General features: G+C 60.2%; 16 protein-coding genes and 3 pseudogenes. 7 read left to right on the plus strand and 12 right to left on the minus strand.

Annotation, left to right across the window (positions count from 1 at the left end):
* Window positions 1–519 precede the first annotated feature (519 nt).
* From A3AS_RS0113670 to A3AS_RS0113695, 6 genes are all read right to left on the minus strand, one after another.
* On the minus strand, window positions 520–819 hold the full coding sequence (locus tag A3AS_RS0113670) for a hypothetical protein (protein WP_049814875.1): 300 nt from the start codon (window positions 817–819) through the stop codon (window positions 520–522).
* A gap of 161 nt (window positions 820–980) precedes the next feature.
* Window positions 981–1319, minus strand: coding sequence for a response regulator (locus A3AS_RS0113675; protein ID WP_018318146.1), 339 nt, complete (start codon window positions 1317–1319; stop codon window positions 981–983).
* A 291-nt stretch (window positions 1320–1610) separates the two neighbouring features.
* The gene (locus A3AS_RS50000; protein WP_084674825.1) at window positions 1611–1853 is read right to left on the minus strand and encodes a hypothetical protein; all 243 of its coding nucleotides are present in this window, start codon (window positions 1851–1853) and stop codon (window positions 1611–1613) included.
* A gap of 33 nt (window positions 1854–1886) precedes the next feature.
* Window positions 1887–2132: a hypothetical protein gene (locus tag A3AS_RS0113680; protein WP_018318147.1), complete on the minus strand. Its 246-nt coding sequence runs from the start codon at window positions 2130–2132 to the stop codon at window positions 1887–1889.
* A gap of 650 nt (window positions 2133–2782) precedes the next feature.
* The gene (locus tag A3AS_RS0113690; protein ID WP_018318149.1) at window positions 2783–3829 is read right to left on the minus strand and encodes a hypothetical protein; all 1047 of its coding nucleotides are present in this window, start codon (window positions 3827–3829) and stop codon (window positions 2783–2785) included.
* A gap of 682 nt (window positions 3830–4511) precedes the next feature.
* Entirely contained in the window at window positions 4512–5900 is a 1389-nt protein-coding gene (locus tag A3AS_RS0113695; protein WP_018318150.1) for a hypothetical protein, read from the minus strand.
* A 698-nt stretch (window positions 5901–6598) separates the two neighbouring features.
* On the opposite strand from A3AS_RS0113695, the pseudogene A3AS_RS0113700 reads away from it, so the two are divergent.
* Both A3AS_RS0113700 and A3AS_RS49020 read left to right on the plus strand, forming a co-directional pair.
* Window positions 6599–6829: pseudogene (locus A3AS_RS0113700) on the plus strand (ABC transporter permease); the annotation flags it as partial.
* 110 nt (window positions 6830–6939) lie between these two features.
* A pseudogene (locus tag A3AS_RS49020) lies at window positions 6940–7135 on the plus strand (hypothetical protein); the annotation flags it as partial.
* A gap of 833 nt (window positions 7136–7968) precedes the next feature.
* Here A3AS_RS49020 and A3AS_RS0113715 read toward each other — a convergent pair.
* From A3AS_RS0113715 to A3AS_RS0113725, 3 genes and pseudogenes are all read right to left on the minus strand, one after another.
* Window positions 7969–8251 (minus strand): annotated as a pseudogene (locus A3AS_RS0113715) (transposase); the annotation flags it as partial.
* 246 nt (window positions 8252–8497) lie between these two features.
* The gene (locus A3AS_RS0113720; protein WP_018318156.1) at window positions 8498–9058 is read right to left on the minus strand and encodes a hypothetical protein; all 561 of its coding nucleotides are present in this window, start codon (window positions 9056–9058) and stop codon (window positions 8498–8500) included.
* Between the two features lie 21 nt (window positions 9059–9079).
* Window positions 9080–10864 carry a caspase family protein gene (locus A3AS_RS0113725; protein ID WP_018318157.1) on the minus strand — a complete coding sequence of 595 codons (1785 nt, stop codon included), beginning with the start codon at window positions 10862–10864 and terminating at the stop codon, window positions 9080–9082.
* Between the two features lie 286 nt (window positions 10865–11150).
* Here A3AS_RS0113725 and A3AS_RS0113730 point away from each other — a divergent pair, with 286 nt between their 5' ends.
* The 4 genes from A3AS_RS0113730 (at window position 11151) to A3AS_RS0113745 (ending at window position 16372) form a co-directional block, all read left to right on the plus strand.
* Complete coding sequence (locus tag A3AS_RS0113730; protein WP_018318158.1) at window positions 11151–11807, plus strand: isoprenylcysteine carboxylmethyltransferase family protein; 657 nt, start codon at window positions 11151–11153, stop codon at window positions 11805–11807.
* A 368-nt stretch (window positions 11808–12175) separates the two neighbouring features.
* On the plus strand, window positions 12176–14056 hold the full coding sequence (locus A3AS_RS0113735; protein WP_018318159.1) for a caspase family protein: 1881 nt from the start codon (window positions 12176–12178) through the stop codon (window positions 14054–14056).
* Window positions 14057–14092: 36 nt separating this feature from the next.
* Window positions 14093–15103, plus strand: a complete 1011-nt coding sequence (locus tag A3AS_RS0113740; protein WP_018318160.1) for a hypothetical protein — start codon at window positions 14093–14095, stop codon at window positions 15101–15103.
* A gap of 90 nt (window positions 15104–15193) precedes the next feature.
* A complete protein-coding gene (locus A3AS_RS0113745; protein WP_018318161.1) occupies window positions 15194–16372 on the plus strand; it encodes a hypothetical protein in 1179 nt (392 codons plus the stop codon).
* 19 nt (window positions 16373–16391) lie between these two features.
* Here the strand turns inward: A3AS_RS0113745 and A3AS_RS0113750 are convergent, their stop codons facing one another.
* The 3 genes from A3AS_RS0113750 to A3AS_RS0113760 all read right to left on the minus strand — a co-directional run bounded on the left by A3AS_RS0113750 (window position 16392) and on the right by A3AS_RS0113760 (window position 20735).
* A complete protein-coding gene (locus tag A3AS_RS0113750; RefSeq protein ID WP_018318162.1) occupies window positions 16392–17054 on the minus strand; it encodes a DUF4384 domain-containing protein in 663 nt (220 codons plus the stop codon).
* Window positions 17055–17072: 18 nt separating this feature from the next.
* Window positions 17073–18860 carry a caspase family protein gene (locus tag A3AS_RS0113755; RefSeq protein ID WP_049814877.1) on the minus strand — a complete coding sequence of 596 codons (1788 nt, stop codon included), beginning with the start codon at window positions 18858–18860 and terminating at the stop codon, window positions 17073–17075.
* Between the two features lie 141 nt (window positions 18861–19001).
* Window positions 19002–20735 carry a hypothetical protein gene (locus A3AS_RS0113760; protein ID WP_018318164.1) on the minus strand — a complete coding sequence of 578 codons (1734 nt, stop codon included), beginning with the start codon at window positions 20733–20735 and terminating at the stop codon, window positions 19002–19004.
* Window positions 20736–20866: 131 nt separating this feature from the next.
* Between A3AS_RS0113760 and A3AS_RS0113765 the strand changes: the two genes are divergently transcribed.
* Window positions 20867–21175, plus strand: coding sequence for a hypothetical protein (locus tag A3AS_RS0113765; RefSeq protein WP_245283197.1), 309 nt, complete (start codon window positions 20867–20869; stop codon window positions 21173–21175).
* Window positions 21176–21206: the final 31 nt, after the last annotated feature.

Below are 21206 nucleotides of genomic sequence, written 5' to 3' on the forward strand. Positions count from 1 at the left end.
CAATCCACACAAATGATAATTCCTATCGAGAAAAGAGTAGTTCAAAGGGCACGAAAAGCTCCGCCGGTTGGATGGTGGGCATCGCCTTCATCGTAGCGGTGTTGGGCGCGCTCTTCTTTTACGATGGTCGGGACACGAGGACTGCACCGGGTCCTCATACCCCGAACGTCGTGAACAATCCGTCTGGATCGAAGTAGAGGCCGCCCCGGCGAATTCCGTAGGCAAGAACTGTTGACTTTGGCGCGTAGGAACCTCGCAGCTAACCTCAGCCATCAAACTATCGAACTGAGGCGTTCCTACGCGGGCTTCCGCGTTCGAGTGCGATGAATTGATTGTGGATGGCTACGCGAGGCTGAAGGACCGCCAGTCGCTCGAGGATCTGAGGATGCACCGTCGGCGGTTGGCCGTGGACCTGAAGGCCAGGACAGGCTTCTTGCCGGGTCGTCGATCGCGCAGGTGGAGCAGGACATTGCGGGCTATCGAGGGGGCGCTGCAGATGCTCTCGGGTCCGGTTGTGGGCTAGGCTGCCGCCGCGCAGACCGGCGTAGCGATCGACAAAATCCTGCAAATGAGATGGGACGCTGAGCTGCAGATCGCAACGGCGCTGGATTTCACCGGCGACGTCCCGTCTTCCGACCAGAGCTCCTGTATCGGTCGCCGGTACTCGCCGGCGATTAATTCAGCATAACGATCGAAGTCCGCGGCCTCGAGGTCGGCTTCGCGCCAGGCGCTTCCGGCGCGTCCAAACTCGTCTGCTACCAGATAAACCGTCAGCTCATCGGCCGGGATAATGGATGGAGTCCACTGGGAGTGAGACATCCGCAACTCTACGGAACAGAATCGGGATCGAATTTCAATCGAGGTGATTCGTTCCGGAGCAGCAGGCTGTGACCTGAGGCTCATCTCAGGAAATCGCGCGCAGAGCGGATAAACTGCACAATGCACGACCTAATTGAGATCCCTTGTGGGTAGGCCGGACACTATGCCGTAAGCGAACGAATCGACTCAAGAAGCCGCTCGAGACGGTATGGTTTTTGAAGCATTATGCTGCCTGAAACCGGGCGCGTAGCGGAGTGGGCGTAGCCGGTAGCATAAATGACGGGGACATTCGGACGGCTGTCCCTGCATTTTATTGCGACGTCCCAACCCGTCAGGGACCCCGACAACATCACATCGGTGAACACCAGATCGGGAGAGGCTTCAGCACACAATTCGAGGGCGCGTTCTCCGCTTTCCGCTTCCAGCACATCGTGCCCGTGGCTTTCCAATATGTCCACAATGACGTCGCGGATCAGGTCTTCATCCTCCACAACAAGCACTCGCAATCAGTCCTCCTTTAGACAGTCTTACCGGCGATTTGCGCGACTTCCCCAAGCGCCGCCGGAGGAAGAGGAACGGGACGCCGGGGCCCCGATTTGCGCAATACTAATAGCCCACCAGTAGCCCAACCGGACGGCCGCAGCCGTTGTTCCTAGAGCAAAGGCCCTGGCTGTGTGCTGCGAGCCCAATTGAGAACACTAGGGCCGTCTCAGTAGTAACCCGTGTCGAGAAAAAGAAGACTTCGAAAAAACGTACCTAAGAGGACGGTCAAAGAAGAAAACCGCGCGCCGCTAAGCCGCGTAACGGGAGCGATGGTAGGGCTCTAAATGAATCCGGACTTCGTAAATCTCAGCGCCGTTCTCATCCCGGACCCGGATGTAATTTCCGCGCTTTGAGAGTTCCGGTTTCTCGGCGCCGATGCGGTGTGCGATGAATTTGGCGTGCTCTTTTGTCTCGCGGCGGGATACGCATGGATGTCCTACTCTGTCACGAGCGGAAACAGAGCCGGCAAGATCGAAGAAGAACCGTTTCATAAGATCTGAAACGCGGCGGCTACGGCGGCGTTCCTATCGTCCGGCCGACAGCCGCTCGACATTCGCTGCGACAATTTTCCTGTAATGGTCAAGGACGTCACCGCAGCTGCCGCCGCGGATGAAAATCGCACCGACCGCTGAAGCCGCGTCGAGCTTTTCAGTCACCATGAGAAACATCTCATCAGACGTGCCGTTGCCTTTGGCTATCTGCCGCAGCCGCACATCCATTACCTCTAGCGCATCGGCCATGAGCGTCAGCGCCGAAAACCAAAAAAGCATGTCCGCTCCGTACTGACTTTGCTGGGGTTTTTGAAGCCCCGCTATTAGGATCGCCGAGGGTAAGCATCCGCTGCGGGCGCGGTTCCTAAGGGTACGGGCACGCCGCCGGCCTGCCCGCGAACGTTCGGGACTGCTGTCCCCGAGCAATCTTGAGCGCAGCGCGGCGGACCTACAGCCCAAAGCCCGGCCCCATCGCCGCGAGCTGGCCTGCAATTCGCGCAGAGCTAGAACCTTAGATCGTTTGCAACAACATCATTCCGACGACGGTCACAACAAAACCGATTGTGGTCACTGCGGCGAAGCACCGCTCTACGCTATCCATGAACGCAACACCTGCCGAAAAAATTTAGTTCAGCTTTTTTCGTGATGTACTGCTATTCCAACCGCTGACTCGCTCGTACCCCGCGAGGAAGTTTGAGACCTCCTTCCCCCAGAACAGAACGCTCTGCAAAGAATGAGAGCTGGCTGTGGCCGTCGAGGGGACTTTGGTTACCGAAAGCGCTCATGCCGCCATACTGTGGGCCGATTGCGTGGTGTTCGCGTCATCTCCGCAACAAGGCGAGATGTTCTGCTCCTAGCCCTGGGGCGAAGTCGCTCGGTGAGTGATACGTTATACGGATGCGTCTCCCACGCCCGTCGGTCGCAGCGTCTCAATACGGCCGGGCAACAACATAACCATACCAGTGCTCAAGGAAGCCACTTGGCGACATTTGCGTATTTGGCGCCGGGATTGGCCTCAATATCTCCGCCCACGTATAAACTTTCAGACTGATTGCGTTACCGATGATCGAAATCGGAGAGCGAAGGATCACAACGTGATTGCCCTTTTTGGACTTTTCGTTCTGCGTTTCGGCTTTTAGTAGTTTGCTATTGATTCTTAGTACGGTGCGATACCCGGCGTTATAGTATCGATTGACGACCTCGATGTCGTTCATCTTCAAGTTGTAAAATAGATTGTTCTCACAATGCACATCGGTATAACCTGCCTTTTCAAACCATTGAGCCATTTCGTTCAGACGCGTACCGCTATCGTCATCACCCATAGAACTGTAGTTGAACCAAAAATTTTCCGAATCTCGAAGACTCGCGCCGGTCAACCAGTCCGCAGGACTCATTGGGCGAGGTGGAGAATATTGCCGGCAATCGGAACTCGGATCGATCTTCAAATGGCCGAGCATAGCTTTGCCGTTCTCGTAGAGGTCGATGGCGTATTTCGCGTATGCTGCGGGAGAGTCGAAGGCTAGGCTATACAGGAATCCCATTGGCCCGCAGATACCCGCGCTTCTTTGGTTTAAAATATTCGGGTTTGATACCCTCAACAGCAAATCGATCCCAACCTCATCCCGATCCAGCTTCGGGAAGTAGATTTGACCCATGCGTTTCATGAAGTTGAAAATGAGGTCCGCAGCGTACTTCTGACGACCCGTTGCGACGATGATCGGCCCGTATCCATAAACAAGATCCGCCGCTTTACGTAGGTATAATAGCATCGCCTTTGAACGACCCATAATGGTCTCGGACGTATTTGCTATCACCTGCAAGTCATCGATCTCCTTCTCCGAAAGATAGCCATCCTTCATCGCGCTGCGAAGAACCTCGACTACTTCAGCGTGAGAGAGCTGCTTATCGTCGCTTAGGGCGACTCTGAATGCATCGCGTATACTGCGACTTTTCACATCATTCCAGTTGATCGCCATAATGACCACATGCGTTGGATTAAAGTAGCTGACATGGCAGGAACATCTCCCGACGCCAGGCGCCTTTGCATTGCTCGTGGTATAGGCAAAGCCCGTGGGTATGTGTTGGTGGGCGCAGGTCGGCCGGAGGTTCGAAGCCTTTGCCCAAATTCCGCAATGCCCCTGGCGATCTCGGTCGCTAACAAAGCATAGCGGAAGTTGACGGGCGACCGTCTATTGCAGACGACGACGCTCTCGACCTTCAAGAGACATCCGGGCCGCATCTGCTAAGTTTCAAAAAAATCGTTCCAGGTTCTGTAGCTGTCGGCGGGCTGGGGCAAACGGGTAAGCCATCCTGCGGCGCACACTATAGGTCGCGGCTGCTGACACAATTCGTGCGGCTGACGCCGCCTGTCGTGCGGTTTGTCACTCGTGCCCGCACAATTGGCTTCTACCGTTCTGAGAGAGCGTCCTGCCCAATGTGCAACGCGCGGCCAATTTGGTTTAAGCAAGCAAGTTGGAGCGGACCGATCATGCAGATGACAGCCAGCGCATTCGCTGCGCAGCTGGCGGATGGTTTCCTCGGGCGTGCCGATCCTCGGCCATGATGCCGCATTCATGAATCTGACGCAGGTCGAGACACCGGCGAAGGCCATCTCGTGCGCGACCAGCATCGTCATGCCTTCGGCGCTTCTGGCCCCGGTCACCCCTTGGCAGCAACGTACCCATAAAAATTCATAAGAAAGTCCCGAACGGCGAGGGGCTTGACGGCACCGGTTTTTTCCTGCGGATGCGGTATCACGTAGTCTCCATCGCCATATGAGAAGACCTTCGCCTTCACGTACCCGTTCATCACTTGTATCTTCTCGCGCAGCACGACCCAGTGCATCGTAAACGCGGAGCCTTTATCGGACTGGTCGTCATAGTCGATCATATTGGCGCTTATGAAAAGACATACGCGATATCCGCTGTCGAGCAACCGGTTAGCTTCGCTTACATCGTCGATGTCTTTGTTGAATCGCGAAATGTTGGTATTCTCGCGCACGTCTCGGTATCCTGCCTTGCGAAACCATTGCTCCATTTCGCTGGGCAGGGTGACACCCGCAAGATCGCTGATCTTGCCTGTGTCGTCGAAATCGAGGAACCAGTTCTCCGAATCGCGTATGGAGGCGCATGTCAGCCAGTCGACGTGGTCCAGCGACCAGGGTGGCGTGAAGTTCCTCACATCCTTTCCCGGCTTGATCAGCAGGCGGCCAAGGTTCGCCTGCCCCTTCTGATAGAGATCGATGGCGAACCGCGCGTAAGACCCTGGCTTGTCGGACGCGTAGCCGAACATCAGGGCGGACGGCCCGCACAGACTTCCCTGATCTTGATTGATGAGGCTTGGCTTCGCAATGCGCCTGAGAATACCTATGCCGACGCGGTGTGGGTCGAGTTTCGGAAAGAACGTCGTCCTCGTGTTTTTCAGGAAATCGCAGACCATTTCCGCGGCTAGTTTTTTCTGGTCGGAATTGAGGTCGTACGGTCCAATCCCGCGCTTCTCCTTGTATTCTTCTCCGACGAAGAGCGTGATGAGCTTTTTCGAGGTGGGGGAGAGCGTTCTGGAGGTGTTCGCAATGGTGGTTAGGTCGTCCAGCTCGAATGCGGTGACCATGCCGTCTGCGACGGTAGCCCGGATGACATCAACGACCTCTGCGTAGTCCAGCTTTGAATCGTCGATGAGGCCTTTGCGAAGTGCAGCATCGACGGAAGGAGTCGCGATTGCGTCCCATTGGCCCTTTGGCGGGGCGGGCTTGGCGGCCGCCATCGTCGACAGTTCAACGAGCCGACTGAATGTCGGGCCGGCAGGCCGAACATAGCCGTCAGGCGTGCCGGGAAAGTTCTTCTTTTGGAAGTACAGAATCGAGTTGTAAAGGCCGTCGCTGGCATAACCGGTCACGACCATCTGTGGTTTAAGCGTGTTCTCGGCGCCGCCGTCGGAAATGGCGATCTTGTTGAGCAGCGAAATGACCAGCTCCTGATCCTTTTTCCAGTTCTGGCAACTGCGCCCTGTCGTCGCGAACCGTCCGACCTTGTCTTTCAACTGCAGCATATCGCGCCTCCCGGAACGGGAATGTTGCCTCGAACGTCCTGACGTGCAGCAGGAGGCAGGCGCTGTGGCAAGTCTTCCCGCTGTAGGGTTGGTCGCCCCTGCCGTCCCTTGCGTTCATTCGCAAGGACAGCTGTCGCCCTGTGGCGAGGTTCACGAATGCGTTATGTCTGCCTATTGGGGTAGACCGGAATTCGTCGGCGCACCGCTAGAATGTCGCGAATGGCCCACCGCTGACGTCCGACATAGATGTTTGGAGGTCAACTGAACGAGCCAAAGCGGACTCGGCCGCCGGCCGATTTCTTCCACAGCATCCCATATCCGAATGATGGCGCTCCCGCTTGCATTCGAGGGAGCAACACAATGCTGAGCTTTCAAGAATACCACTTTGGAAGAGCTGCTCGTGGAGGCGGCACAGGATCTGCGGGAGGACGCCCAAAGCATTCTGCCCGGCAGAGATCGAATTGTTCGCCAAGCTCGACGAGCTAAGGCTGCTGCTTCTCACCTGAGAGGGTGGCTGGCCTCGCCGGGACTGCAATCGCCGAAGTAAGAATGAGGCCGCCCCATTGGGTCTTCTCGCTTCTTCGGTAGCCAACAGTAAGAGCGACTGGCCCGTGTCCTGCAACTCCACCGCGCCATCGAGTACATGGAAATACGGAGAAGCACGGTATCGATCCGATGAAGAATGTGCAGAAACCGGTACACCGCGATTCCGAGCGATGGCGGCGATCGGCCTTGTTTTCCTGCCGGGGATGATGACAGGCCAGATTCTCGCGGGCGTCGAGCCGGCCGACGCGGTAAAATATCAATTGCTGATCATGTTCCTGATTGCTGGCGGGACCGGGCTAGGAACGCTGACCGCTGTCCTGGGCGGCGCACACCTGCTGACCGATCATCGCCACCGACTACGTCTCGATCGAATTTCCCGCTGAAGAGTTCCCTGCACGATCACTGCTGGCGGTGCCCGCGTCCTAGGCGCGGACCTCAACTACGGCAATGTGGCCGGCAAGTAAGGCTTGGCCGCGCGCCCTGGGGCAGCTAGTTCGAAAACTTCGCCGTCGCGCGGCAGCGGCCGATCTTCGTGGTGCCCGCTGTCTTTGGCCTAATCTTTCTGCTTCTGCTCGGGGCGCTCGGCGCGGGACCCGGCCCTCGCCTTCAGCACCGTGCCGTTGGCGCTGACCGGCGGAATCGCCGCGCTTTGGCTCCTCAGCATGCCGTTCTCGATCTCGGCGGCGGTGAGCCCGCAGATATGAATCGAGTCATTTCAAGGGAGAACCGAGTCAGTTTCTCGTTCGGCTGACGGCCGGTCAAAGAAGGAACGAGAGACCCCTTTTCGCACCGATCTTCCACCTTGCGCGGCAACAGATCCGTCTGCGCAGATTGAGGCAGCGATCGGAATGCCGAACCGAGGTTGCGGCCTAGGCGAACCGAAATTCCGAATAGACCATGAGGGACTAACCGACGACCAGCATGCCGTCGGCCTGCTCCGTGGCCTGCAGTTGCCGAGGTGACGTGCGCTCGCAGAACGCTCTCGCTGCCTAGGCCGTCAGCCAAACGTCCGCCGAACCATCCTGGTTCGCGTTCGCCGTGCTGGGGTCCGAATTCGTGACCGCAGCGGGTCGCACGGTAGAGCTTATCGATGTTGGATCGATTTTCGTCCGGCCGCAGACCTCCGGCTTGGCCCGCCATCGGAGAAAATCAAGGTGTTGCGGCCTCTTAACAAGAGAGTCTCAGCCACTACCCCATGGTTTATCGCGGTGTGCCACTACCATAGGTTCGAAGTCTAACAAGAAGCGCGCGCGGTTCGCAACAGATCAAGATCTGGCCGTCTAATAGCCGCGCACGACCGCCAGTGCACGTGATCCTGGCTCTCGCAGGTCAATTACTGCCCTGCCCTGAGCGGCATGGTCGACCGATCAACACTCTGTGTCAGCTGAATTTGGCTCTGACGTCCGGATTCGAGACACATCAAGGTGTGAGTGGTCGGGCCGCTCATGTCGTCCTCGATCGTGTCCCCTAGTGTGGTGGAGCTGAGCGGAATTACCGCATTCGCTGGCATGGGCCGAATCGGTCAGCCGGCGATTGCCGGCAAGCTGAGGGCGGGATCATTGCTCCAACGGGGCGATCGTTTCCAGTGTCATGTAGCGACCGCACTGGACCGCCCATTCATCGTTCTGTTTGAGCAGGATAGCGTCGACCAGACGTGTGATGGCATCCTCATTTGGGAAGATACCGACCACTTCGGTGCGCCGCTTGATCTCGCCGTTGACGCGTTCGAGCGGATTGGAGTGCAGCTTGGCGCGGTGCGCCGCAGGGAAGCTCATATAAGCCAACACGTCGATCTCGGCCTTATCGATGGCCCCACGCATGCGAAGCTCGAGCTTATCGAGCACGAACGATTGAAGTCTTGAAAGGTGCCTTCACATGAAAATGGAGAACGGCGCCACTTACGGCGAATTCGTAGGGCGGGGGCTCTGAGGGTAAAGGGCGGGGAAGCGCCCTTCTCCTAGTTGTCGAAGATTCACTTGCGAGGGATCAGCGATTCGTGAGCCCTTGGGAAGATCATGGCTCGCAGCGAGGATGGTCAAATCCGATGGGGCCTAACCGCCAAATCTCTTGACGAGCTTTGAGCCCTTGGCCGTGCTGATCTGCTGGCTGGTCAAGTCGCTTCCCGCGCTCAATCCCTTCACCATGAGGTTCTTGACGCGCTGCGCCGCCTGCTTTTCGTTGGAATAGTCGATCTCGACGTGATCGAGCTCCATCAGATGGCCGAGTTCGTGCGCCCAGGCGCGCCCATTGGCGTGGTCATTGCCATACCACTGGACGAAGCTCGCGGGCTCGGGAGAGCCATTCGGGAATGAGCCTCCGCCGGCGTTCAGACTTGCAATCGAATTGACCAGGAAAATGTGGACCGCATTGTCCGCGTCGTGCCGGGAAGTGAGAACGCCCAGCAGGACCTCATCGCTGCTGCGCCTGCTCGGCGCCATGTCGAGCGGTTTTTCCATTATGCAATCGCTGATCACGAAGGCGACCTTCGCCTTCGACCAGATCGTATTGACGACATCGAGCGCCTTCTTCGCTGTGTCGCAGTCCCATTGCGCAGGCTCGAGGACGCCCCTGTTGGCGAATGGGGTGACATAAAGTCTAAGTGGAATGGACATGCGCCGGGCTACCGAGCACTCTTAGGGCAGGAAGAACGGTATGAAGCCGATTCCGCCACCACCACCGCCGCCTCCGCCCGCGTTAGCCTCGGGCTTCGGCGGCCTTGCAGGCCGTGCCGGAGCTTCTTCGCGGTCCCTGTTCCTGCGCTGGATCTTTGCGGATGGTGTCGGACGGGCCTTGCGCTTCTCGCACTCATCGTCGTCATTCAGAATGTAGCCCGCGGCGCAGGTGATCTTGACACACCGATCTCCATCGCGTTTCTGGCCGGATCCGCAAATTGGCGGGCAAACACGCGCCGATTTAAGCTTGATCGCGTCGAGCGCCTCAGTGCTCGCAGCCTTGGCATCGAACGTGGTGCCGGCATTCTTGTTGTACAACTCGAGCGAACGCCGTGAGGCCGCATCCCAGTCGCCATCGGCCGGTCCGCTAAAGCAACCGACGCGGCGCAACTCGGCTTGCACCGATTTTGCAAGCTCGGCCTTGGACGGCCCTGCCGGCGCGGACGTCTGTGGAGCCGGCAGCGCGGCCACTTTCGCATCCGAGTTCGGGGGGGCCTCATGCGATGGGTCGGACCCAGCCTGAGCGCCAATTCTCGCGACGGCTATTTCGGCTTCCCGGCGACGCTGCTCGGCCTGCGCGGCCAATTGTTGCGCGGTTTCTCTGGCCTTCTCCGCCTCGGCACGAGCGTCCTGCGCTGCTTTCAAGTCCGAGGCGGCTTTGGCCAGTTGTGTCTGCTGGGCACCCTGGTTGACGAGCCGCGCCTGCTCCTGCTCGGCCTGGCGCGCCTTTTCCGCTGCGGCGGCGCGCTTATCTTCCGCATCGATCTTGGCGAGCTGCAGCTTGGCCAGATTTGCGTAGTAGCCCTCCGGATACTGGGCAAGGAAGTAGTTCAGCGCATCCTTGTTGCCGATCTGCAGCGCGAGCTCGTAATCGTGCCGAATTTCGGCACGCGCCGAGACCGGTGGAGTTGCAGGCAGCGGTGGCGGGGCCGGTTGAGGCGCTGCGGCGGCCGCTTCCTTGGCCGGTGCCGGCACGAGCGGCACATCATCGCCACCAAGCGTACCGTACACATAGGGCTCCTGCTTGTTGCCGGTCGCCTTCATGACGTCGTCGCGGACGAAGCCGAACACCCTGCGCAGGTCCATGCCTGGAGTAGCGATATATTTCACCAGTGCCGAGGCATAGGGACTGTTCTTGCTGCCACCGTCGGACGCCGTCGAGCCAGCCTTGGCAGCGAAAGCAACCAGCGTATTCGAGGTCGCCGGCTCAATCCTGGCGAGGCCCCGGCTGACAGCCCGCGAGCCGACCGTCCGCTTCATCCTGTCGGCGAAAGGATTGTTACGGCAAGCATCGAGGATCACGAGCCGCAGCTGCCGTGCCGGCTCGATCGCCAGCAGCACTCGCTCGAGCGAAAAGGCCTCGTCGTACACATCTGTATCGCGCTCGAGCGCCGCATCCGTGGGGATCAGGTAGTTCGTACCTTCGAGCTCGATCCCGTGGCCCGCGTAGTAGACGACGGCGACATCCGAGTCGCGCGCCACATCGGCAAAATCACGCAGCACACGCCGCATCTCCAATGCCTGGAGATCCGTGCGGGTCTGGACGACGCTGAATCCCGCTCTCTTCAGCGTCTCCTCAACGATCGCAGCATCATTGGCTGGGTTGGCAAGCGCTGCGGCGTTCTTGTAGGCCGAGTTGCCGATGACGAGCGCGACACGGTTCGCAGCCCATGCCGGCTCACAGACAATCAGCGCAGCGAGAAGAAACAGGGTACGGCGCAATGCCACAGATCGGTGCAAATGCATGGCAGTACTACTTTTAAATGTTCTTCTTCCATCATTTGTGTCGTCACGACAGCAGCGGTTCAATGCGATCTCATGATCCGGTTGTGGAACCCACAGGAATGGCGTGACCCGCTTGCTGGTCGGTCAATTGACCTCACCGCAAGCCTGCCGTTTAATGACGCAGGTTTCGAACAGGCGAGATCACTCCCGTGACTGACGCGAAGCTCGATCAGGCGGGAACAGCCCGGAAAGAGATTGCCGAGCGCGGGGGAATGCCTTGTTGGATTGGACCGCCAGGGGAGTTGTCGTGATCGTCTATGGCGGGTCTGCTCTTCTGGGCGCCGCCAGCGTCCTTCACCTGCTTCCGCCGGACAATATCCGCGACTGGCTTGCGCTTGCGGCCAGAATTGCCAACATCCTGTTCCTCGGCCTCGTCGCGCTGACAACCATCACCCGGCTGGCGCCGATCATGAAATCGCAGGGCATCGAGACGCGGGTCTCAGCCTTGCTGGGTACTTTTTTGAGCATCGTCCTCGCATTTCTTCCGAAGGCAGAGCTCGGCCCCGTCTGGTCGGCTGTGTCCTCGACGTTGGTCTTGGGGGGTACCTCGCTCTGCATCGTGGTGCTCCGCTGGCTCGGCAGATCCTTCAGCATTCAAGCGGAGGCCAGGCGTCTTGTGACGGAAGGGCCTTATCGGATCGTCCGGCATCCTCTCTATCTCTGCGAGGGGATTGCCCTCGTCGGCGTGACACTCCAGGTCCTTTCACCGCTTGCCGTCCTCATCGCCATCGTGATTGTGATGATCCAATGCCGGCGGATGATCAACGAAGAGCGGATCATGAGGCGGGCATTTCCCGAATATGCCGCCTACCGCACGACAACTCCTTTTCTGATCCCCACGTGCCGCAATTGGCCAATAGGCCGGGGCCAGGCACCGGCCCAGGCGATCGATCCGCACGCCTGACACCACACTTCACATCCGCTCGATCTGCAACCGGCGGACTTCGATCCGAACCGACTTTCGGCCTCCTTCAGCGCTTCAGGCAAGCGATGGAACAGACTAGTAAAAGTAGACATATCAACAATTTACATCAAAGAACCGGAGTGCGAAGAGCGCCGGCGGGGCCTAGCTCGCCGCCCCCAGCAATCGTCCGAGGCCTTTGAACGCGTTCACTGGAATACGCGACCAACATCAGTAATGGATCGGGCTCGAGACTGTTACCTGCACGGAACCAGGCCGTCGCCAGGAGCTATGAGTTTAGTCAGCATTCTGCGCGGCTATGCCAACTTGTTTGATGCTACCATTCTTCGGCTGATGTTGGACGTCGCGCCATGAGCAATTACACGCAGATCAAGTTGTACGCTCTTCTTCTTGCTGCCTCGCTGTTCCTGACTGCTCAGCCGGCTTCCGCGACAAAGCGCGTGGCGCTGGTGCTTGGCAATGCCACATATCAAAACGCTCCCCTGCTTCCCAACCCGGCCAACGACGCCGGCGCCATCGCTGGGACGTTGAGAGCCGCAGGGTTTGACGTGGTCGACTCGAGGCTCAACCTCGCAGCGATGGACATGAAGCGAGCCCTGAGGGACTTTGCAGATCAGGCGCGCGACGCCGACATCGCACTCGTCTACTACGCGGGCCACGGGATCGAGATCGATGGCACGAACTATCTGATCCCAACCGATGCCAGGCTTGAACGTGATACGGACATCTACGACGAGGCGTTCTCGCTCGACCGTGTCTTGCTGGCGATCGAGCCTGCAAGGCAGCTACGGGTCGTGATCGTCGACGCGTGCCGCAACAATCCTTTTGCCGACACGATGAAGCGAACGGTCGCCTCGCGATCGATCAGCCGCGGGCTCGCCAGGGTCGAGCCAACGGTCTCCAATACATTGATCGCCTTCGCCGCGAAGGCAGGGTTGACGGCGCTCGACGGCAACAGCCAGAACAGCCCGTACGCGGCCGCACTGGTCAAGTATATCGCAAAGCCGGGCCTCGACCTGCGCAGGGCCTTTGGGTTCATCCGGGACGACGTCTTGCAAGCCACGGGCAACCGGCAGGAGCCTTACGTCTACGGATCGTTGGGCGGGGAGGACGTTGCGCTCGTGCCTGCTCCAAAGGCCGTGGAGCCCACGCCCGCGGCGGCCAACCCCCAGTCGGAGGTTCGCCGTGACTACGAACTGGCGCTGCAGCTCAACAATAAGGCCGCTCTCGGCGTATTCCTGACCCAGCATCCAGATGGATATTACGCAAGTCTCGCCAAACTTCAGCTCAACCAGATCGAGGCGGAGGAGGCACGGGTTGCGGCGACCGAAAAGGCGCGCCAAGCCCAACAGCAGCAGGCCCGGCTTGCCTCCGAAGGCGCCCTGCGCGCACAGCAGGAAAAGGCGGCCGCTGATCTGAAGGCTGCGGAGGACGCCCGCATTGCGGCCGAACGAACAAAACTCGCGGCGCAAGAGCAAGCGGCCGATGCCGAGCGGAAGCGAACCACGTCCGAGGGATCGATCAGCACCGCGCTCACTCGGAACAAGGCCGCCATCGAGAATTCCACCACGGTGACTCCGCCTCCAGCCGCTGTGGCCGCTCAGAGTGACACAGACACGAAGGTCGCCGCTCTGAGCGCCGGGCCGCAGCAGGCCGATCCGGCCAGGGCCGATATCCCTCAGGCCGATCTCGCCAGGTCGGTACAGAGCGAATTGAGCCGCGTCGGATGCTTCACCAGTGCCGTCGATGGCGAATGGAATGCCGCTTCGCAGCGCTCACTCTCGCTCTTCAACCGTCACGCGGGAACCAAGTTCGACGCGAAGCTTGCGAGTCTCGATGCACTTGACGCAATCAAGCTCAAATCGTCGCGGGTCTGTCCGCTGATCTGTGAACGCGGCTACAAGGCTAATGGCGACCAGTGCAGCAGGATCACCTGCGCCGAGGGCTCGTTCCTCAATGACGACAATGAATGCGAGAAGCGGCGCGGCAGGAAGCCTGTTGCAAACCGCAATACAGGCGAGCGCCCAGCCCGCGCGGATCGCCCGGCCCGCGAGAGGTTCACACCGGCTGCGGAGGCCCCCGCGCCACGGCGACAGGCGACTGCCAAGGGCAGCAGTGGCATCTATTGTGATCAGCATCTTTGCCGTCAGGTCAATCGTGGCTGCCGCCTCGAATACCGGGGCGGTGGAGGTCCCGGCGGCAACACCGGAAATGTCGAGGTCTGCAACTAGCGCCAAGCAAAAGAGGTGTCCGAAGGAGTGACCTGAGTGACAACCTGCGAGCTGGAGCAGAAAGATCTCGGCACCTTTCCAGGTGTGACGCTCTTCACGAAACGGCAGGCGCCCGGCATGAGGCCGACGGCGGTCTATCTTCCACTGAAGCACGCAACCGCCGCCACCAAGTTCGATGTCGTAATCTGGCTACACGGTTTCTATGTCAGGGATCATGAATACCTGTTCCGGAACGATCCTGCGCGTCTGCGCGAACAGGTCCGGGATTCGGGGAAGGATGTCGTGCTTATCGCGCCATTCCTGGGCTACGAATATGCCGTCGGTGACACCTTTGCCGGGAACTACAGCGTGAAGGATCTGGCTTCTGCCAAATGGGGCGAACGCTATCTGGACGAGATCCTCGGGGCTCTTGCCAAGTTCGTGGCGCCTGTCGCCAGCACCGTCAACGGCACCCGGAGCATACCCCAGCTCCAGATCGGCAAGCTCATCATCGCCTGCCATTCCGGCGGCGGGAGCGGCATGCGCAACCTGGTCGGAAGCCTGGGAAAGTATCAGCCGAACCTGTCGGCCTGCTGGGGATTTGATTGCCTCTACGGCGCCAAAGCGCAACCGGATGACGCCACGTTCTGGTACCAATGGCTGTCGGGCCAGAGCACCTGCGTGCTCGAAATTGTCTATGGCCCGACCACCCTTTCGCAATCGGTGAAGCTGGACCTGGTCGGACGCGGACTCGCAACGCTCGACGGCAATCGCCCTACGTCACAGCGCCCTGCTCTCAAAAACCTCACTGTGAGCGTGGGTCACTATGATTCATTTCCGGCCTTTGGGCAGATGGTCAGGGTCAATGATCTGGATCCGGCCTTCGTCGACCGCTTCATGATCCCTCAGGTCGTCGACAAACCTCCACTGGGCCACAAGCCGGCGTCGCGCAATGGAGAATTCCTCAAACAGGCGATTGCCAACGTTCGCGGCGCTTTCCCCTTTCCGAAGGACATTCACTACATGATTGCCCGCGGCGGTTTCTACAGCCGCCTGAGTAGGCTGTAGCGTCGCAAAGGCCCCTTCGGCGGGCACGAATTCGCCAGTCACCGGCTCGCTGCTTAACCTTGGCTGTGATGATGCAAGGAGATACAGGACATGACGGAACCACCTTTCGATCCGAACACCGCGCCGAGAGCCGGCAACTCGGCTCAGGACCGCGCCGCGATGCGGGCAGACGTGAACAAGGTCGCGCTGAAGCTGCGCGAAGCCGGCATTCAGCTTTACGGATTCTACAAGATTCGCGACCTCGTGCCGTACTGGAATCCGCTTGGCTTCGATTTCATGTGCGACAACTGGCGGCAACTGCTCGATGCCGCCGGCAAGGCACCGCGGCTAGGCTCCGACCAGATCAACATGCCGGGCTACGATCCGTGGCTGCAGGCCGGCGTCAAGAGCGTCGGCTTCACGCAGACGGGCAAGGCTCCGCACGTGCATCTCGACATTGCGATCGACCGGCCCGGGCTCTGTCGGATTTACATCCTGGAGAAAGACGAGGAGCGACGTCTCGACGCCCTGCGACGGGCCCGGGTGGTCACCGCGAGAGATACCGACGTATTCAGGAAGATCCACCGGCGGGTGGAGGGTCTAGGCATCGATCTCGACGATCACATCGGCTCGCACCTGGAGGCGGGGCGGCTCGTGCTCGATGGCATCAATTTCGTCGCCAAGGATCACAACCGTCTTCTCGATGCGCTAACGAACCTGAAATATCCCGCCGGCAACAATGTCTTTTTTCGCGGAGAGAGATCCGGCCGCGGTCATTTCTTCGGCATGGCCTCATTCCTGGCCACCGACGGCATCGGTTTTCGGCAAATCTGGCAGACATTTCCCGAGGAAAGACCGGTCGCAACACCAGATCCGCGTACCGGACCAGCGATGGATCCCAAGACTTCCGGGCGGTTCGGCGATTCACAGAACCTGCCGGATCTCACCTCGGTGCACTGTGCCGTGTCGAACCGGATCTGCAACGTCCATATCGACGAGATGGGCTTCGTAGTCACGGACAGCAAAGGCACCATCATCGTCGACCCTGACGCGCTGCGGCACATCTTCGTCGAGTTGCTCTGGAAGACCAACCTGCAGGGCAAACTGCCCTTCTGGGCGCTCGACAACGTCAATTTCACCATCCCGAGCTCGCCAAACGACTTTTCCCGCGTTGGAGTCAGCGTCGACATCGCGAAGTTCGGACGTGTCAAAATTGCGCTCAACGGGAGCTGCTCGGCCGACGGCAAGATGGAAGCAGCCGGCACGCTCACGCTCGGGTTCAAATTCTGAGACAGACCACAGCCGCGGCTCACTTGATGGAATAGGATTTGACGTCGAACGACCAATTGCTCGGCACCAGTTTTCCGCTGCCGCCGTCCGGGACACGCAACTCCCTGGTCCACGCCGACAGGTAGCTCAACGTATCGGCTTGATTCTGTAGTTTGCGCGGGAGATCCGGCAAATCGAGTAATTGCACGCGCCGTTCACTCAGGATCGCAACCATGAGGGCCGAGCCGGTCGGCGGCGCGACGACATATTCAAAGCCACGTTGCCGCCCTGACGGGGTCGGCACAACAAATTGCACGCCTGGCTTGACGAGATTGATGTCGCGGCCGTCCGACTGTTCCAACAATTCGGGAGTCGGAAAGATCTGGGACATCCGTCCGTCCGCATCGACATCCACCAGAATGAGATAGCCTGCCTTCTTCGCAGTCACGCCGAATGACACCTTGCCTCCAACGTTGACGGTCAGGCTGGGCAGGATCTCAAGGGACACACTTGCAGCATTGCTCTGTGCGGCGCTGGACTGTCCGCGCGTCGCCTGGATGTGCCAAAACCATGGTGCGCTCGCCAGGCTCGCATGTAGAGATTCCGGCCACAGCGGCGCCGCGGGCGCGGCCCCGCTTCCCGCCAGCAGCAGGGCGAACGCGAAGCATACTCGTTTACGGCGGATCAGCTCCGATCGCCACATGGCTCCCCCAAACAAGTGTCAGGGAGCGCTGAAAAAGCCGATCGAGGCGATCCGCGCGTCCGCAGGCAGGTAGCGCTCGAGGTTCTTGATCAACTGCCCTGAGGCGCGTCGCCGATTGAGCTGAATCAGGACGGTCTCGAGATCGACCATGCGCCGCTGCGAGGTTACAGCAACGATCTGCTCGGCACCGAACGGCTCACCCACCCGGAGTGGCAGCCGCAAGTTCGACGATTTGGCCACTGCCGCGTCTTTACCCACCGGGTACAACATCTGGATGGTACCGTCGCCGGATACATTGAACAGCAGCAATGCCCTTGAAGCCACGTCGGACAGTTCGACTTCGATGGTCTGACCAGCGCGCTGCTGTCGATCATCCGGCCAAATACGCATGATCTGCGGCGATCGGGTCGCCATTCGCTTGAGCTCGCGCATTGCCGCGGTGCGATCCACGACCGTCGGCAAATTGGCTACGTCCATCCCAAAGGCGACGACATCGCCCCAGGCGATCACGTCATGAGAGACGGGGTCCCAGATCAGGTCGGGATTGTCCGTCGGCTGAACGGCCTGCACGGTGGCGTCCTTCGGCGTCACGCCGGCGAAATAGTTCATCTTGCCGTCGAGCGCCGCCAGACGGATCGGTGCCGTGAGACGGAGGGACGCCGGTGCAGCGACGGTCGGGGCTGCAGCAGTCGGAGCGGCGAGGGGTGCAACCGTATTGGGTGCAGCGGTCAGCGTCGGCAGCGCCGGCGCCTTCGTCGCAGCCGGCGGGGCAGCCGCCTGTCCATCAGCAGCCTGACTGGAGGCCGTCCTCGCGGCCGGCCCCTGAATCAGCACCACGCCTCGCGTCAGCTCGAAGGCGACGGCGGTCTCCGGCGCCTGCGCCGGTGACGATATGGTCACGATGTTCTGGCGCTGGTCCGAGAGCTGATAGACCACCTGCCGGACATTGGCAAAGAGTTCCTTTAGCGTCACCTTGCCATCGCGATTGATGTCCGCGCCGCCCTCCACCGCCCGCGCCACCGCGTAGCTGAGAGCCCCGCGCAGCCCATCGATCCCGGGAATCCGTACTTCGGGCGCCTTGGTGTAGCGATCAACAGCGGCGAGGAACGCCGTGTGGTCCAGATCGAGCTCGGACTTCGGATCGTTGCTGTCCGATAACGGCTTCAATTCATCGACAAGCAACGTGTAGCGCGGCACCTGCCGGAAGCTCATCTCCGCAGCCCGCGGGTCGATATCGCGCACCATTCCGCCGCCATGGCAGGTATCCGCAACGAAGATCACCTTCGCGCCGCGCAGCTCGAACTGCCGGATGAAATGGTTGAACTCGCTCCCCAGAATGCGCTCGACGGACCCCTTTGGCGTGGTTTCGAAGCCGGGCAGCAGGAACACGTTCTCCATCCCATCGGGCTCCGAGCCCTTGACGCGCTCAGGCTCCTGCGTGCCGTGGCCGGCGATCGACAGGAAGACGAGGTCGTTGTTCTTTGTGCGCGTCACCAATGCACTGATTTCACGAAAGACGCTCGCCCTGTTCGCTTGGGCATTAGTCAACTCGACGACATCGCTAACTCCCATCCTCTTCAGGCTGGACACGAGATCTCCAGCGTCAGCGACTGCGCCCTTCAGCTTGCGGACGTGCTGGTAATCGTCGATTCCGATCACGAGCGCGCGCACGGCCGCCCCATCCGGATTGCTGATCGACAGTGCTTCCGCTGCCTGGGCGCGCTGCAGCGGCAGACCGATCACCGCAGCAAGCGCGATGGCGGCAGCGCAGCAGATCCAGTACTCAAATCCTCTGGGCCTTCGCATCGTGATCCACCTCGATGTCATGCAAGCCGGTTCCCGAACCGCGCCGGCCGGACGTGGCGGCGACATCCTCGTCCGAACGTCCCCGATCCAGCCTGCGAACAGCATTCCCTACCCATCTGTAGCGCCAGTGACACACATGGTTCATCGCCTCTTGGTCGCGGTTTTCGCAGCGGCCGATTTGCGGCTCGTCGGCGCATCGGAGTCCTGGTAGGCGTCAGCCGAAACCGTTGTCTGGTCATCGGCGAAGGCACGAAAGCGAACCGGATTGTAGCCGCGCGCAAGCAGGCTCGCCAACGGATAGATATTGCGGCAAACGCGTCCGTTGCAGCCGCCGGTCGAGGATTCCATCACCTCCGCCTTGCGATCCGGCGTGAACCGCAGGAACAACATCACATGGGAGCCGGGCTTGTTGAGTGCATCGCCGGGCTTCAACGCCCAGGGGTTCGTCACGGGCGCAGCGATCGCGGGAATGGCGGCGGTCGTGTAGTGGACCGAGAGTCCCCACGTGGCGCTGACGAACGCCGAGCAGTCGACGCCCGCCACATCCGGCCGCGGCGCGTTGCGGGTGCAGACATTCCCGGCCAACGTGCCGCTCTCGATGCGCTGCCGGAAGTTTGCGAGCGAGCCGTGACAGCCCCAGCAATAAGGTACGCCGCGCACCTCCTGGTTTACCTTGCCCTGAAGGTACCATGGGCGACGAATGCGATTGAATCCGCTGCACTGGCTGTCCGGATCGTTGCCATAGTTCGCCTGCGTTAGCTTCCACTGCACACCCTCGAACGCAAACGCGGTCTCGATCGCCTGCTGGCGATTTGACGGCCGTACCGCCGCTGTCGCATTGAACTTGCTATTGTTGTACGGCTGCGCGGTTGCCGTCCGCGACGGCCGTGCGTCGATCAACGACGGGTTGCGCAGGGGGCGGAAGCCGACGCCAACCACATCGACACCGTTTGGCTTGGTTCGCAGGAAATAGACGTCGCCGTCACCCGAGACCGTGACGAACCGCCTCGTCAGCGGGGTGTTCTCGAGAGGCAACTCGTAGATTCCCTCGAGCCGGCCGTTGGCGGCATAGCGCACGACGAAAGTGGATGCGTCCTTTCCCGACGGCGGAATGTCTTCGGCCAACACATAGAAGCGATCGCTATTGTCGATCTCGAGGAACTCGACCGTACCGAGCTGGTCACGCACGCGCAGGCCGAGTGCGCCAATGGTCTCGTTGGTAACCATGGTCTGGATCTCGATCCGCACGCTGGAATTGCCCCTGTCCGGGATGATATCGGCGATGACCGAGCCCTTGCTGCGGGAGGCGACGTACTGCCGGTCGGGCTGCCGGCCCGTTTTGATGACGGCCGCGCGGGTGTTCTGGTCGAGCAGCGCGGTCGCGCTGCCGGGTGGCTGCGATCCCATCTGGGCGAAGGCGGAGATGGCGACCTGGTCGTCCGTGCCGCGGCTCGAGACTTCCTCAAGTTGGATTTCGTCGCCACCGAGCCCGCGCGTGGACTGGTCTGGCGCCGCCTTCAACGTGCGGACGCCGCCGTCCCAAACCATGATGTCGCCGTTATGAACGACGAGATCGGTCGGCTGGACATCCCTCGGCATCTTGAGGACGTCAGGATCGGAATTCGGTTGCTTGGGGTCGAACTGGAGAATGCGTCCGTTGACCTGATCGAGCACGAACAGGTTGCCCCGCCCGTCGGCACTGAGCGCCTGCGGGCCTGCCAGTTCCACGTCCTCTCCGGCCGGGACGATGCCGACCATGGAGGCAGCCGAGCCGCCCGAAAAGCTCCGCACGACGGTGTCCTCGGCGTGCGTCCCGGTGGCGAAAATGCTCGCACCGGCGATGAAGACCCAGATCCAACTCGTTGGACGAAACATGTTCGCCTCGATGTGCCCGAACCGATTGTCGCGCCAGATCGACTAATCCGAGATGCCGTTGATGCGGCGCGTCAATTAGTGGTGAGCAATCTCAATCGCGTTCAATTCTATCACCGGACGGTGATAGTCCATTGTCTTCAGCTTGCGGTGCAAAAACCATGGCCAAAAATAGATTTGAGCAGGTCAACGAGATCCAGCCCGACGCCATTACGCTGGTCCTGAAACGCGACATTGACGGCGCCACCGGATCGGTTGTGATGCCGGCTGCCAGCAGCGGCGGGCGGCTGTCCAATGACCAAGTCAGCGCCCCATTGCCGGCCCAGGACGCCTTTCGCGGCGCGATCCGGCTGGCCAATGACGTGAAGCTCGCGATCGTGGTGTGCGATCCGGACGGCGTCTGGAAGCCCGAATGGGGCGATCTTTACCGGGCCCTCGACTGATTCATTGCCGCGGACCGGCACATGTTGCGAC

This window comes from Bradyrhizobium sp. WSM2793 (assembly GCF_000379585.1).
GTDB lineage: Bacteria > Pseudomonadota > Alphaproteobacteria > Rhizobiales > Xanthobacteraceae > Bradyrhizobium.